The organism is Agromyces sp. Root1464, assembly GCF_001427265.1.
Taxonomy (GTDB): domain Bacteria; phylum Actinomycetota; class Actinomycetes; order Actinomycetales; family Microbacteriaceae; genus Agromyces; species Agromyces fucosus.
The window spans coordinates 1,825,961-1,838,709 of record NZ_LMFU01000002.1; the positions used below are offsets into that span (position 1 = coordinate 1,825,961).

Annotated in this window: 14 protein-coding genes; 5 read left to right on the forward strand and 9 right to left on the reverse strand. The window is 70.9% G+C overall.

From position 1 onward, the window contains the following. Nucleotides 1-38: 38 nt before the first annotated feature. The 3 genes from paaC to paaA are packed head-to-tail and all read right to left on the reverse strand — an operon-like array spanning nt 39 to nt 2,193. Entirely contained in the window at nt 39-908 is an 870-nt protein-coding gene (gene paaC, locus ASD23_RS14010; RefSeq protein ID WP_056011761.1) for a 1,2-phenylacetyl-CoA epoxidase subunit PaaC, read from the reverse strand. Beyond that, nucleotides 905-1,210 carry a 1,2-phenylacetyl-CoA epoxidase subunit PaaB gene (gene paaB, locus ASD23_RS14015; RefSeq protein ID WP_056011764.1) on the reverse strand — a complete coding sequence of 102 codons (306 nt, stop codon included), beginning with the start codon at nt 1,208-1,210 and terminating at the stop codon, nt 905-907. Before paaB ends, paaC begins: the two co-directional genes overlap by 4 nt. After that, nucleotides 1,210-2,193 carry a 1,2-phenylacetyl-CoA epoxidase subunit PaaA gene (gene paaA, locus ASD23_RS14020; protein ID WP_056013274.1) on the reverse strand — a complete coding sequence of 328 codons (984 nt, stop codon included), beginning with the start codon at nt 2,191-2,193 and terminating at the stop codon, nt 1,210-1,212. The genes paaB and paaA overlap by 1 nt, the downstream gene beginning before the upstream one ends. A gap of 117 nt (nt 2,194-2,310) precedes the next feature. Between paaA and paaI the strand changes: the two genes are divergently transcribed. The 4 genes from paaI to ASD23_RS14040 all read left to right on the forward strand — a co-directional run bounded on the left by paaI (nt 2,311) and on the right by ASD23_RS14040 (nt 5,193). After that, nucleotides 2,311-2,721: a hydroxyphenylacetyl-CoA thioesterase PaaI gene (gene paaI / locus ASD23_RS14025; protein WP_056011767.1), complete on the forward strand. Its 411-nt coding sequence runs from the start codon at nt 2,311-2,313 to the stop codon at nt 2,719-2,721. Nucleotides 2,722-2,818: 97 nt separating this feature from the next. After that, nucleotides 2,819-4,078 (forward strand): phenylacetate--CoA ligase PaaK, encoded by a 1,260-nt coding sequence (gene paaK, locus ASD23_RS14030; RefSeq protein ID WP_082571566.1) that lies wholly within the window; start codon nt 2,819-2,821, stop codon nt 4,076-4,078. Nucleotides 4,079-4,177: 99 nt separating this feature from the next. Next, on the forward strand, nt 4,178-4,819 hold the full coding sequence (locus ASD23_RS14035) for a TetR/AcrR family transcriptional regulator (RefSeq protein ID WP_129231890.1): 642 nt from the start codon (nt 4,178-4,180) through the stop codon (nt 4,817-4,819). Continuing rightward, on the forward strand, nt 4,816-5,193 hold the full coding sequence (locus ASD23_RS14040; RefSeq protein ID WP_056011776.1) for an STAS/SEC14 domain-containing protein: 378 nt from the start codon (nt 4,816-4,818) through the stop codon (nt 5,191-5,193). The genes ASD23_RS14035 and ASD23_RS14040 overlap by 4 nt, the downstream gene beginning before the upstream one ends. Before the next feature lie 87 nt (nt 5,194-5,280). Here the strand turns inward: ASD23_RS14040 and ASD23_RS14045 are convergent, their stop codons facing one another. The 5 genes from ASD23_RS14045 to ASD23_RS14065 all read right to left on the reverse strand — a co-directional run bounded on the left by ASD23_RS14045 (nt 5,281) and on the right by ASD23_RS14065 (nt 8,099). Next, nucleotides 5,281-6,045, reverse strand: coding sequence for an ABC transporter permease (locus ASD23_RS14045; protein WP_056011779.1), 765 nt, complete (start codon nt 6,043-6,045; stop codon nt 5,281-5,283). Further along, nucleotides 6,042-6,779, reverse strand: coding sequence for an ABC transporter ATP-binding protein (locus ASD23_RS14050; RefSeq protein ID WP_056011782.1), 738 nt, complete (start codon nt 6,777-6,779; stop codon nt 6,042-6,044). The genes ASD23_RS14045 and ASD23_RS14050 overlap by 4 nt, the downstream gene beginning before the upstream one ends. Beyond that, nucleotides 6,776-7,357: a TetR/AcrR family transcriptional regulator gene (locus ASD23_RS14055; protein ID WP_082571461.1), complete on the reverse strand. Its 582-nt coding sequence runs from the start codon at nt 7,355-7,357 to the stop codon at nt 6,776-6,778. The genes ASD23_RS14050 and ASD23_RS14055 overlap by 4 nt, the downstream gene beginning before the upstream one ends. 82 nt (nt 7,358-7,439) lie before the next feature. After that, complete coding sequence (locus ASD23_RS14060) at nt 7,440-7,820, reverse strand: hypothetical protein (RefSeq protein WP_056011785.1); 381 nt, start codon at nt 7,818-7,820, stop codon at nt 7,440-7,442. Between the two features lie 39 nt (nt 7,821-7,859). Further along, nucleotides 7,860-8,099, reverse strand: a complete 240-nt coding sequence (locus tag ASD23_RS14065; RefSeq protein ID WP_056011788.1) for a hypothetical protein — start codon at nt 8,097-8,099, stop codon at nt 7,860-7,862. Nucleotides 8,100-8,245: 146 nt separating this feature from the next. Between ASD23_RS14065 and ASD23_RS14070 the strand changes: the two genes are divergently transcribed. After that, nucleotides 8,246-10,399: a RecQ family ATP-dependent DNA helicase gene (locus tag ASD23_RS14070; protein ID WP_056011791.1), complete on the forward strand. Its 2,154-nt coding sequence runs from the start codon at nt 8,246-8,248 to the stop codon at nt 10,397-10,399. Between the two features lie 240 nt (nt 10,400-10,639). Here the strand turns inward: ASD23_RS14070 and paaZ are convergent, their stop codons facing one another. Then, complete coding sequence (gene paaZ, locus ASD23_RS14075) at nt 10,640-12,739, reverse strand: phenylacetic acid degradation bifunctional protein PaaZ (protein WP_056011795.1); 2,100 nt, start codon at nt 12,737-12,739, stop codon at nt 10,640-10,642. Nucleotides 12,740-12,749 lie beyond the last annotated feature (10 nt).

Here is a 12,749-nt window from a genome sequence, read left to right on the forward strand (position 1 = left end):
TGCAGCGGATGCCTCGGCGCGCTGCGCCACTGCCGCGGTCACCACGACGCCCCCGGGTGAGCCCGGGCGAGCACCTGCATCTCGGCGAGGAGCGGCCCGAGGTGCTCGGTGTGGCTGCCGCGACGGCCGCCGCCCGAGGCGATGAACGCGGTGCGGCCGGCCGGCCGCTCGAGCACGGCCTCGGTGAAGACCTCGTCGATGACGGCGTCGAACGCCGGGCGCAGCGTCGACGGCAGCACCGCGATCCCCGCCGCGGCGAGGCGCTCGACGAGCTCGTCGTCGTCGAACAGCTCGTCGACGTAGGGCCAGACGTCGATGATCGCGAGGAGCATGCGGCGACGCGACTCCTCGGTGCCGCCCGCGAGCCGCAGGACCCACTGCGTCGCGTGGTCGCGGTGGTAGTCGACCTCCTTCACCGACTTCGCGGCGATCGCCGCGAGGGTCGGGTCGGCCGAGTCCACGAGCCGCGAATACAGCTCGAACAGGTAGACGGATGCCGCGAGCTGACGCGCGATCGTGTGGGCGAAGTCGCCGTTCGGCTGCTCGAAGAGCCAGGCGTTGCGCCAGTCGGGCTCATCCCGCCAGTAGGCGAGGTCGTCTTCGCTGCGACCACTCGCGGTGCCGGCGTAGTGCAGCAGCGAGCGGGCGTGCCCGATGAGGTCGAGGGCGATGTTGCCGAGCGCGACGTCCTCTTCGAGCTCGGGCGCGCGGGCGATCCACATGCCGAGCTGCTGGGCGAGCACGAGGGCGTCGTCGCCGAGGCGCAGTGCGTACTCCGCGGCATCCGCTGATGCGACCGCCGTGCTGCCGTCGGCCGCGGTGCCCGCGAGCTCGTCGGCGAGCGCGAGTCGATCGACGGAGACGTCGCCGTGGACGTCGCCGTGCGGGTCGAGGTCGGCGCCGCTCACAGGTGCTTCACCCCTTCGCTCTTCGTGTAGTAGACCGCGTGGCGGTAGTTCTTGCCGGCGGGGCTCTCGAAGAAGGCGCCCTTCGCGTCGGGGTCGCTCGTGGTGATCGCGTCGGCGGGCACGACCCAGATCGAGATGCCCTCGTTGCGACGGGTGTAGAGGTCGCGTGCATTGCGCACGGCCATGTCGGCGTCGGGCGCGTGAAGCGACCCGACGTGCACGTGCGAGAGACCGCGGTTGGCGCGCACGAAGACCTCCCAGAGGGGCCAGGCCTCGGTGCCGATCTCACCGGGTGTCGACATCAGGCCACCGCCCCTGCGAGCTCGCGCTCGGCCTGCTTGCGGGCGTACTCGTGCGCAGCCTCGCGCACCCAGGCGCCGTCGTCGTGCGCCTCGCGGCGTCGGCGGATGCGCTCGGCGTTCGCCGGGCCGCGCCCGGCGAGCACCTCTTCGAACTCGGTCCAGTCGATCTCGCTCATGTCGTACTCGCCGGTCTCCTCGTTGAAGCGCAGGTTCGGGTCGGGCAGCGTCACGCCCATGACCTCGGCCTGCGGCACGAGCATGCCGACGAAGCGCTGGCGCAGCTCGTCGTTCGAGAAGCGCTTGATGTTCCACGCCATCGACTGCGCGGAGTTGGGCGACTGGTCGTCGGGCGGGCCGAACATCTGCAGCGCGGGCCAGTACCAGCGGTTCACGGCGTCCTGCGCCATCTGCCGCTGGGCGTCGGTGCCCTGCACGAGCTCGAGCAGGATCTCGAACCCCTGCCGCTGGTGGAACGACTCCTCTTTGCAGATGCGCACCATCGCCCGGCCGTACGGCCCGTACGAGGCGCGGCAGAGCGGCACCTGGTTGCAGATCGCGGCGCCGTCGACGAGCCATCCGATGGCCCCCATGTCGGCCCACGTCGGCGTCGGGTAGTTGAAGATCGACGAGTAGCGCGCGCGACCGGTGATGAGCTGGTCCATCATCTCTTCACGCGTGATGCCGAGGGTCTGCGCCGCCGAGTAGAGGTAGAGCCCGTGGCCCGCTTCGTCTTGCACCTTCGCCATGAGGATCGCCTTGCGCTTGAGGCTCGGGGCGCGCGTGATCCAGTTCGACTCGGGCTGCATGCCGATGATCTCGGAGTGCGCGTGCTGGCTGATCTGCCGGATCAGCGTCTTGCGGTACGCGTCGGGCATCCAGTCGCGAGGTTCGATGCGGGAGTCGGCGGCGATGAGGTCGGCGAACCGGGCCTCCTCGGCGGAGAGCTCCGGATCGACCACGCTGAGGTCTGCTGGAGAGGTCATCGTCGACTCCTGTGTCTCTGGATTCGGCATTACTAACCGATCGTTCAGTTAGTATATAGTCATCTCGAGCGCCACAGCAACGGCGCGCGAACGCATGAACTCGACGAGGAGCTTCACATGGCGGATGCCGCGACCACTCCCACTCGCGCAATGATGCAGCGCGACCAGGCCTCAGCGGCCCTCGGCATGATCGTCGAGGTCGACGAGCCGGGCCACGCGGTCGTCTCGATGCGGGTGCGCGACGACATGACGAACGGCTTCCACATCACCCACGGCGGCTTCGTCTTCACGCTCGCCGACACCGCCTTCGCCATCGCGTGCAACGAAGACCACACGATCACCGTCGCGGCGGGGGCCGACATCACCTTCCTGAAGTCGACCGAGGCAGGGCAGACCCTCACGGCCACCGCACGGCGACGCGCGCGCAGCGGCCGCACCGGCCTCTACGACGTCACGGTCGTCGACGACCAGGGCGACGCCGTGGCCGAGTTCCGCGGCCGCTCGATCTCCACCAACCGCACCATCTGACCCGCCACCAGGAGCCACCGTGTCGACGACGACCACCTCCCCCTCCATCTCCGGTCTCGCTCCGGCGGCGCCCGAAGACCTCGACCCCGAAGAGCGGATGACCCGCGCCGAGGTCGAGGCGCTCCAGCTCGAGCGACTGAAGCAGACCGTGCAGCACGCCTACGACAACGTGCCGCTGTATACGAAGAAGTTCGACGAGGCCGGAGTGCACCCCCGCGACATCCGCTCGCTCGCCGACGTCGTGAAGCTGCCCTTCACGACCAAGGAGGACCTGCGCCAGACCTACCCGTTCGGCATGTTCGCCGTGCCGATGGAGCAGGTCGCCCGCATCCACGCCTCGAGCGGCACCACGGGGCGGCCCACCGTCGTCGGCTACACGAAGGGCGACCTCGACCGCTGGGCGACGCTCATCGCGCGGTCTCTTCGGGCCAGCGGCATCCGGCCCGGCATGAAGGTGCACAACGCCTACGGTTACGGGCTCTTCACCGGCGGCCTCGGGGCGCACGCCGGCATCGAGAAGCTCGGCGCGACCGTCATCCCGATGTCGGGCGGCCAGACCGCGCGCCAGGTGCAGCTCATCCTCGACTTCGAGCCCGACGCGATCCTCTGCACGCCGAGCTACCTGCTGACGATCGCCGACTGCATGGTCGAGCAGGGCATCGACCCGCGCTCGACCTCGCTGAAGGTCGCCGTGCTGGGCGCCGAGCCGTGGACGAACGAGATGCGCCACGAGCTCGAGCAGCGCCTCGGCGTCGACGCCCTCGACATCTACGGCCTCAGCGAGGTCATGGGCCCCGGCGTCGGCAACGAGTGCCTCGAGACGAAGGACGGCCCGCACCTCTGGGAGGACCACTTCCTGCCCGAGATCATCGACGGCGACACGGGCGCCCAGCTCGCCGACGGCGAGATGGGCGAGCTCGTCTTCACCTCGCTCACGAAGGAGGCCTTCCCGGTCATCCGATACCGCACGCGCGACCTCACGCGCCTGCTGCCCGGAACCGCCCGGCCCGGCATGCGCCGCATCGAGAAGATCACGGGCCGCAACGACGACATGATCATCCTGCGCGGCGTGAACCTCTTCCCCACGCAGATCGAGGAGATCGTGCTCGGCATCGAGCAGCTCACGCCGCACTTCATCCTCGAGCTGCGCCGCACCGGCACCATGGACGACATGACCGTGCGCATCGAGCGCCACCCCGACCTCTCGGTCGAGGTCTGCCAGGCCGCCACGGTCGTGCTCGCCAAGCGCATCAAGGAGGGCATCGGCTCGACCGTCGCCGTGCAACTGGAGGAGCCGGGAGCCCTCCCCCGCAGCGAGGGCAAGTACAAGCGGGTCTACGACCTGCGCGGCCAATGAGCACCGCGGCTGCCTCGAGACGACGCCAGTTGTCGCAATACCGGCGTCGAAGCGACGAGTTGCGTCCTCTCGGCGCAGGCGGATGCGAAGATGAGGGCGATGTCTGACAACGGTTCACTTCGACGCGGGCGCCCCGGGTACGACCAGCAGGGGATCCTCGACGTCGCCGTCGCCGCCTTCAACCAGTACGGCTACGACGCGACCTCGATGGGCGTGCTCGCCGACCGCCTGGGGCTCTCGAAGTCGGCGATCTACCACCACTTCGCCTCGAAGGACGAGATCCTCGAGCGGGCCCTCGACGACGCCCTCAGCGCCCTCGAGGGAGTGCTCGGCGCATCCGCTGCCACGCGGGGCCGCGCCGCCGACCGTCTCGAGGCAGTGCTCGGCGGCGCCGTGCATGTTCTCGTCGAGAAGCTGCCATCGGTGACGCTCCTGCTGCGCGTGCGCGGCAACACCGAGGTCGAGCGGCGCGCCCTCGCGCGTCGGCGCGCATTCGACCGGGCCGTCACCTCGCTCGTCGAGGACGCGCAGGCCGAGGGCAGCCTCCGCTCCGACATCGACCCGAGCGTCGTCGCCCGCCTCGCCTTCGGCATGATCAACTCGATCGTCGAGTGGTACCGGCCCGGCGGCAAGGAGGATGCCGACCGGCTCGCCGGCGACGTGATCGCGATCGCCCTCGACGGTCTGCGCATGCCGACGTCGAACCGCATCGAGGAACTCATCGAACGGGGTCCGGCATGATCGAGCCGATCGCAGACCTGCCCGAGGGCGTCATCGGGTTCCGGGCCATCGGCACCATCCATGCCGCCGACTACCGCGCCGTGCTCGTTCCCGCGATCGAAGCCGTCCTCGCCGAGCATGAGCACGTCAACGTGGTGGCCGTGCTGGGCGACGACTTCGACCACCTCTCGCTCGGCGCCATGTGGGAGGACGCGAAGCTCGTCGGCCTGCCGTTGTCGAGCTGGGGTCGCGCGGCGATCGTGACCGACCACGACGTGCTCGCCGGTGTGGCGACGGCGTTCGGCGGCCTCGTGCCGGGCGGCTTCCGCGTGTTCCCGCTCGGTGAGGAGCGCGCGGCGATCGACTGGGCGGCGGAGTACCCTCCCGTCGAATAGCGCTCCACGAAGGAGGGCGCGTACCGAGACCCACACGCGCAAGGTCTCGATTCGCTCGCCGGCGCTCAGCACTCGACCGGCGCCACCTCAGCGGTCGAGCTGCAGGCGCGACCACGCCAGTGCGCACAGCACCCCGAACACGAGCGGCACCGACGGCACCAGGAAGAGACTCGCGACCGGCACGGCATCGGGCGTGATCGCCCAGAGCGCCGGCGCCACGAGCGGCACCCACTCGCCGATGCCGACGACCGCGAAGACCTGCGCGATCACCACGAGCACGACCGTCGCGCCGATGCCGGGGAGCAGCCCTCGTCCGATGGTGGCGACCCACGCCGCCGGCACGCAGAGGAGTGCGGTCAGCACCACGAGCACCGGGATGCGCACGAGCTCGCCGAGGCCCGAGGCATCCGTCGAGCCGTAGCCCAACGCGAGGCCGATGACCGCGACCACCGCAGCGAGCAGGATGGCAACGCCGACGGCCCACATGAAGTACACCGTGAGCTTCGCGAGGGCGATCGTCGAGCGACGCACCGGGAGGGCGAAGAGGCCGCCGACGGTCCCGTCGGCGAACTCGCGGCCGAACATCCAGCTGAGCGCCACGCCGAACGCCACCACTCCGCCGGCGGCGGTGATCTGCGCGACGACGCCCACGAGCGCGGCCCAGCCGCCGACGCTCGCGAGTGGGCCCATCTTCGCGAGGATCTGTTCGTCGCCCGTCGCTGCGCCCAGCAGCATGCCGACGGAGAGCACGGCGATGCCGCCGACGACGAGCGCGGCGATGGAGATCATGACCCGCGACGCGAGCGCCTTCTGGGCCTCGACGGCCACCGCGGTGCCGAACAGGGCGCTCATGCCGCCGGCCGTTCGAGGTCGTCGGCGTGCAGCATCGCGAAGAACGCCCGCTCGAGATCGATGCCCTCGGGGTCGAGTGCGCCGATCGCGCGACCGGCGTTGATGACGGTGATGCGGTCGGCGATGCGCGCGACCTCGTCGAGGTGGTGGCTCGACACGAGGATGCCGGCGCCCGCCGCGGCTCGACGCAGGAGCGCTTCGCGGAGCAGGATCACCCCCGCCGGATCGAGCGCGTTGGTCGGCTCGTCGAGCACGACGAGCCGCGGCTCGTGCTGGAGAGCGGCCGCGAGCCCGACCCGCTGGAGGTTGCCGAGCGAGAGGCGGCTGGCCCGCACCTCGGCATACCGGGCGAGGTCGAACTCCGCGATGGCCCGGTCGGCGACCTCGCCGGCGTGCCGCCGCCCGATGCCGTGCAGGCGTGCGGCGACGACGAGGTTCGAGCGGCCGTCGAGTTCGGCGTAGGCGAGTGGATGCTCCACCAGCTGCCCCACTCCGGCCCACAACGCCGCCGGCGCATCCTGCAGGTGCACCCCGTCGATACTGACGGTTCCCGCTTCCGGCCGGAGCATCCCGAGCACGAGCCGCATGAGCGTGGTCTTGCCCGCACCGTTGAGCCCCACTATCGCGTGGATCTCGCCTGGCGCAATGGCGAGGTCGATGCCGTGCACGCCGGCTCCGCCGGAGAACTCGCGCACGATCCCGCGCACATCGAGGCGTTGCGCTGGCGCGCTCATGATGCCACGTCGATCACGTCGAGGGCGCGCTCGATCGCTTCGGCGAGGGTTTGCGTCTCGTGTTCGGCCCAGGCGAACAGGCCGGCTACGAGGGCGGCGAGCACGGATGCCGCCGCCACACCGGCGACCTCGGGTTCCGCACCATCCGTCACCAGTTGCTCGACGATCGCCCGCTCGGTGTTGCCCGTCGAACGCCACGTCGCCCCTCGCAGCGCGGGGGTTCGAGCGGCGATTCGCACCCGCCGCCGGATCACCGGCGTCTCGGGTTCGGGCAGCGCTCGCCACGCTGCCCGGATCCCGCGAGCGGCGCGGAGGAACGGCGGGTCGCTGCGCGGCTGTGCGCCGATCGCCGCGATGAGCACCGGGTCGTACGGGTCGTCGAGCAGGAGGTGCTCCTTCGCCGCGAAGTAGCGGAAGAAGGTCATCTCGGTGACGCCGGCGGCGCGGGCGATCTGGGCGACGGTCGTCGCTTCGTAGCCCTGCTGCTCGAACAGCTCGAGCCCTGCCTCGACGAGTGCCGCGAGGGTGCGCTCGCGCTTGGAGGGACGCTGCGCCGGGCCATCCGCGGGATTGGTCACGCCATAATGTTAGTAGCTAACATTTTCGGAGGCAAGTTCCGGAGGCGCGGAGTCAGGGCTCTCCTTCGTCGAGCAGTGACGTTCAGTCCTCGCTGCGGATGCGGTCGCTGCGGGCGAGGAACGTCGCGGCGACGATCGTCACGATGCACAGCACCGCCGGGCCGACGGTCTTGGCCACGTCGCCCTGCACCGCACCGATGAACGAGTCGATGCCCTGCACGATGGTCATCGCCACCGCGACGGCGAGCAGGCCCGCATCGGATCGGAACATCGGCGCCACGAGTGCCATCACGACGAGTGCCACGCTGCGCGAGGTCGCGTAGAGCGCATCGCTCGCCTCGAGCCCGCCGTCGATCACGGAGAGCACAGAGTAGGTGACGCTCACCCCCGCGCTGATGACCGTGACCGCGTAGCAGATCCAGAAGGCCGCACCACGAGTCGCTGCACGCGTCGTTTCGCTCATGGGTTCAGGGTGGTGGGCGCGAGGGCCGCCGTCAAGCGATCAGGCCGCGGGGCGCGGCATCCGGTTCGTCAGATGGCGGCGGGATGCCGCGTGGCGGGGCGCTCGACCGGTCGTCGCCGCCGGCGCCGTGGCTGTCACGGCGGCACGAGCTTCGACCGCAGCCGCTTCGGCCGCTTCGGCCGTGCGCTCCAGCGCGACTCTGCGGCGCTCGAGGTCGCGGGCGATGCGATCGTCGTTCGCGGCGACGAGGTGGGGAAAGGCGATTTCCGAGATCAACATGTGTCTGCTCCTGTGTGTCTGAGTCGAGACTCCTCGCTAAGGCGGGGGCGGGACATCCGGAGATCGCCCTATTCCTCGGCTCGCCGTCTGAGGTGGCACGCAGACTCGCCCAGCCGCTTGTCGGTCGCGTGCGCCAGAGTGGGGACATGACCCTCGCAGCGCCGCCCGCCGACACCCGATCCGCGGCCCTTGCCGCCCTGCGCGAACTCGTCGGGCGCGACGACGCCGAGTTCCACGACGGGCAGTTCGAGGCGATCGAGGCGCTCGTCGAGGGCCGCCGCCGTGCGCTCGTCGTGCAGCGCACCGGGTGGGGCAAGTCGGCGGTCTACTTCGTCGCGACGCTGCTGCTGCGACGGCAGGGCGCGGGGCCGACGGTGCTCGTCTCGCCGCTGCTCGCCCTCATGCGCGACCAGATCGCCGCTGCCGAGCGTGCCGGGGTGCGGGCCGTGGCCATCAACTCGACGAACGCGCACGAGTGGGGAGACGTGCTCGCACAGCTCGACCGCGACGAGGTCGACGTGCTGCTCGTCTCGCCCGAGCGGCTCAACAACCCGGCGTTCCGCGAAGAGCAGCTGCCCGCGCTCGTGCGCCGCATCGGCATGCTCGTCGTCGACGAGGCGCACTGCATCAGCGACTGGGGTCACGACTTCCGGCCCGACTACCGGCGGCTCCGCGACCTCATCTCGCAGATGCCGGCCGAGGTGCCGGTGCTCGCGACGACCGCGACGGCGAACAGCCGGGTCGTCGCCGACGTCGCCGAGCAGCTGGGCACGGGTGCGGCCGACGGCGAGGGCGCGGCCGGGGGTGCCTCCCGGCCTGCTCCTGGCCCCGAAGTGCTCACGATCCGCGGACCGCTCGCCCGGGCCTCGCTCCGGCTCGGGGTGCTGTGGCTCCCTGATTCACCGAGCCGCCTGGCTTGGCTCCTCAGCCACCTCGACGACCTGCCGGGCTCGGGCATCATCTACACGCTGACGGTCGCCGCCGCCAACGACACCGCGCGCCTCCTGCGCGAACGCGGGCACGAGGTGCGCGCCTACACGGGCCAGACCGACACCGACGAGCGCACCGAGTCCGAGGGCATGCTGAAGCGCAACGAGGTCAAGGCGCTCGTCGCCACGAGCGCGCTCGGCATGGGGTTCGACAAGCCCGACCTCGGCTTCGTGCTGCACCTCGGCGCGCCGTCGTCGCCCGTGGCCTATTACCAGCAGGTCGGCCGCGCGGGCCGTGCGAGCGAGAGCGCCGACGTGCTCCTGCTCCCCGGCACCGAAGACGCCGCGATCTGGCACTACTTCGCGACCGCGTCGATGCCCGACCAGGAGCGAGCCGAGCGCGTCATCGGGGCTCTCTCCGACGTTCCCGTCTCCACGCCGGCGCTCGAGGCGATGGTCGACATCCGCCGGACCCCGCTCGAACTGCTACTCAAGGTGCTCGACGTCGACGGCGCGGTGCGTCGAGTACAGGGCGGCTGGGTCGCCACGGGCATGCCGTGGGTCTACGACGCCGAACGCTACGAGCGCATCGCCGCCGAGCGGCTCGCCGAGCAGCAGCACATGATCGACTACGAGCAGACCGACGGATGCCGCATGGAGTTCCTGCAGCGTTCCCTCGACGACGACACGGCGGCGCCCTGCGGGCGGTGCGACAACTGCGCGGGCGTCTGGTTCCCACGTGAGATCGCGGCATCCGCCACCGCCACCGCCGCTGAATCGCTCGACCGCGTCGGCGTGCCCGTCGAACCGCGCCGCGCCTGGCCGACGGGCGCCGACCGTCTCGGCGTGCCCGTGAAGGGCCGCATCGCGCCGGCCGAGCAGGCGAGCGAGGGCCGGGCACTCGCACGGCTCACCGATCTCGGCTGGGGCGGCACCCTGCGAGAGCTGTTCGCGGCCGGTGCGACCGACGCTCCCGTCTCACCGCAGGTGCTCGCCGCGTGCGTTCGCGTGCTCGCCGACTGGGGCTGGGCCGAGCGCCCGGTCGCGGTGATCGCGATGCCGTCACGGTCGCGCCCGCTGCTCGTCGACTCGCTCGCCCGCGGCCTCGCCGAGGTCGGTCGCCTCCCCTACCTCGGCGCGCTCGAGTTGCGGAACGGTGGCCCGACCGGTCAGCCCGGCGGCAACAGCGCGTTCCGGCTCGCCGGCCTCTGGGACCGTTTCTCGGCCGACGGCCTCGACGTGCCGTCGGGCGGCGTGCTGCTCGTCGACGACCAGGCCGACAGCCGCTGGACCCTCACGATCGCCGCGCGCGAGCTCCGCCGGGCTGGCGCCGCCGAGGTGCTGCCGTTCGTGCTCGCGCTGCGCGGGTGACCTGGCGCGCAGCTGGCACTCGTGCAGCGGATCGCACTGACGACCGGCCGGTGGTTCCAGATGGCGGGTGGTTCCAGATCCCGTATGCCAGTTCCCCCTCATCGATGAGGGGGAACTGGCATACGGATTCGAAGGATCGGTCAGGCGGATTCGAAGGATCGATCAGGATGCTTCACGCCCGGCCGCTCAACCGGGCCTGCGCATCCGGGACTCATCTCACGGCCAGAACCGCGTCGTCGCTCACGACGTCGGGCTCTCGGCCGGCACGAGCTCCTTCGCCACGAGCGTGAGCACGTCGTACGACGCCACGAGCTCGTCGTTCTGGTTGCGCAGCACCGCGTCCCAGCGCACCTCGCCGTACTCATCGGTCTCGCGCGGCGTGATCTGCTTCGCCGTGAGCTCGACGCGGATCGAGTCGCCGGGCGAGACGGGCGTCACGAAGCGCAGGTTCTCGAGGCCCGAGTTCGCGAGCACCGGCCCCGGCGCCGCATCGACGAAGAGACCTGCGGCCCAGGAGACGAGCAGGTAGCCGTGGGCGACGCGACCGGGGAAGAACGGGTTGGCGGATGCCGCGGCCTCGTCCATGTGCGCGTAGAACGTGTCGCCGGTGAACTGCGCGAACGTCTCGATGTCCTCGAGCGTCACGGTGCGCGACGCGCTCACGACCTGGTCGCCGATCCTCAGCTCGGCGAGCGACTTGCGGAACGGGTGCTCACCACCGGGCTGCGACGAGGCGCCTGCATGCCACACGCCGGTGAGGGCGGTGAGCATCTCGGGCGATCCCTGCACGGCGGTGCGCTGCATGTGGTGCAGCACGGCGCGGATGCCGCCGAGCTCCTCGCCGCCGCCCGCGCGACCGGGCCCGCCGTGCACGAGGTTCGGCAGCGGCGAGCCGTGGCCGGTCGACGAGCGGGCGTCGTCGCGGTCGAGGAAGAGCACCCGGCCGTTGTACGCCGCCATGCCCGTCGCGAGCGCGATGGCGACCTCGGGATCGTGGGTCGCGACGCTCGTCACGAGCGATCCGCCGCCACGGGCCACGAGGGCGGCCGCCTCGGCGGTGGTGTCGTAGCCGAGGATCGACGAGACCGGGCCGAAGGCCTCGACCTCGTGCAGCGCGGCGCTCGAGGCATCCGCGAATCGAAGCAGCATGGGCGCGACGAACGCGCCGTCGGATGCCTCGCCGGTGGCGCCGTCGGCGAGCGTGACCGCCGGGGCATCCGTCGAACCGATCACGAGCTCGCCACCGCCGGCCTCGAGACGACCGACCTGGCGGAGCACCTCGTCGCGCTGTGCGATGGAGGCGAGCGGCCCCATCGTGACGCCCTCCGCGCGCGGGTCGCCGAGCACGACGCGCTCGGCGATGCGCGCGCGCACCGCGTCGATCACGGCGTCGACGGATGCCGCGGGCACGATCGCCCGGCGGATCGCGGTGCACTTCTGGCCCGCCTTCGTCGTCATCTCGGCGACGAGCTGCTTCACGTAGGCATCGAACTCGGGGGTGCCCGCCACGGCGTCGGTGCCGAGCACGCTCGCGTTGATCGAGTCGGTCTCGCTCGTGAACCGCACGCCGCCGGTCTGCACCGAGTCGTGCGAGCGCAACTTCTCGGCGGTCGACGCCGAGCCGGTGAAGGCGACGAGGTCGCCGAGGCGGAGGTGGTCGAAGAGCGTCGGCACGCTGCCCGACACGAGCTGCAGCGAGCCCTCGGGCAGGACCCCCGACTCGACGAGGATGCGCACGAACGCCTCCGCGAGGTAGCCGGTGGGCGTCGCGGGCTTCACGAGCGTCGGCACGCCGGCGAGGAACGCCGGGGCGAACTTCTCGAGGGAACCCCACACCGGGAAGTTGAACGCGTTGATCTGCACCGCCACGCCCGGCAGGCGGGTGTAGATATGCCGCCCGAGGAATGAACCGTCCTTCGAGAGCTGTTCGACCGCACCGTCAACGTAGACCTTCGAGTTCGGCATCTCGCGACGCCCTTTCGAGGAGTACGTGAAGAGCACGCCGATGCCGCCGTCGATGTCGACCCACGAGTCCTGCTTCGTCGCACCCGTGCGCGCCGAGAGCTCGTAGAGCTCGGCCTTCCTCTCGGTGAGGGCGAGCGCCATCTGCTTGAGCAACACGGCGCGCTGGTGGAAGGTGAGCTCGCCGAGCGAGGCCTGCCCGACCGTGCGGGCGTAGTCGAGCGCAGCCCCGAGGTCGAGTCCCTCGGTCGAGACGCGAGTGACGACCTCTCCGGTCGAGGCATCGCGGACCTCGGCCGCATCGGTGGCGTCCTGAGCCTCCCGAAGGGCAGGGGTCCACCACTGGCCGTTCACGTAGCTCGGCAGGATCGTGTTCATCGGTGTTCCT

Excerpts from the sequence above, each read along its gene's own strand:
- ASD23_RS14060 (WP_056011785.1), bottom strand. The coding sequence starts at position 7,820 with ATGAGCGAAACGACGCGTGCAGCGACTCGTGGTGCGGCCTTCTGGATC.
- ASD23_RS14065 (WP_056011788.1), bottom strand. The coding sequence starts at position 8,099 with ATGTTGATCTCGGAAATCGCCTTTCCCCACCTCGTCGCCGCGAACGAC.
- ASD23_RS14045 (WP_056011779.1), bottom strand. The coding sequence starts at position 6,045 with ATGAGCGCCCTGTTCGGCACCGCGGTGGCCGTCGAGGCCCAGAAGGCG.
- paaK (WP_082571566.1), top strand. The coding sequence starts at position 2,819 with ATGACCCGCGCCGAGGTCGAGGCGCTCCAGCTCGAGCGACTGAAGCAG.
- paaB (WP_056011764.1), bottom strand. The coding sequence starts at position 1,210 with ATGTCGACACCCGGTGAGATCGGCACCGAGGCCTGGCCCCTCTGGGAG.
- ASD23_RS14040 (WP_056011776.1), top strand. The coding sequence starts at position 4,816 with ATGATCGAGCCGATCGCAGACCTGCCCGAGGGCGTCATCGGGTTCCGG.
- paaA (WP_056013274.1), bottom strand. The coding sequence starts at position 2,193 with ATGACCTCTCCAGCAGACCTCAGCGTGGTCGATCCGGAGCTCTCCGCC.
- ASD23_RS14035 (WP_129231890.1), top strand. The coding sequence starts at position 4,178 with ATGTCTGACAACGGTTCACTTCGACGCGGGCGCCCCGGGTACGACCAG.
- paaI (WP_056011767.1), top strand. The coding sequence starts at position 2,311 with ATGGCGGATGCCGCGACCACTCCCACTCGCGCAATGATGCAGCGCGAC.
- paaZ (WP_056011795.1), bottom strand. The coding sequence starts at position 12,739 with ATGAACACGATCCTGCCGAGCTACGTGAACGGCCAGTGGTGGACCCCT.
- ASD23_RS14070 (WP_056011791.1), top strand. The coding sequence starts at position 8,246 with ATGACCCTCGCAGCGCCGCCCGCCGACACCCGATCCGCGGCCCTTGCC.
- ASD23_RS14050 (WP_056011782.1), bottom strand. The coding sequence starts at position 6,779 with ATGAGCGCGCCAGCGCAACGCCTCGATGTGCGCGGGATCGTGCGCGAG.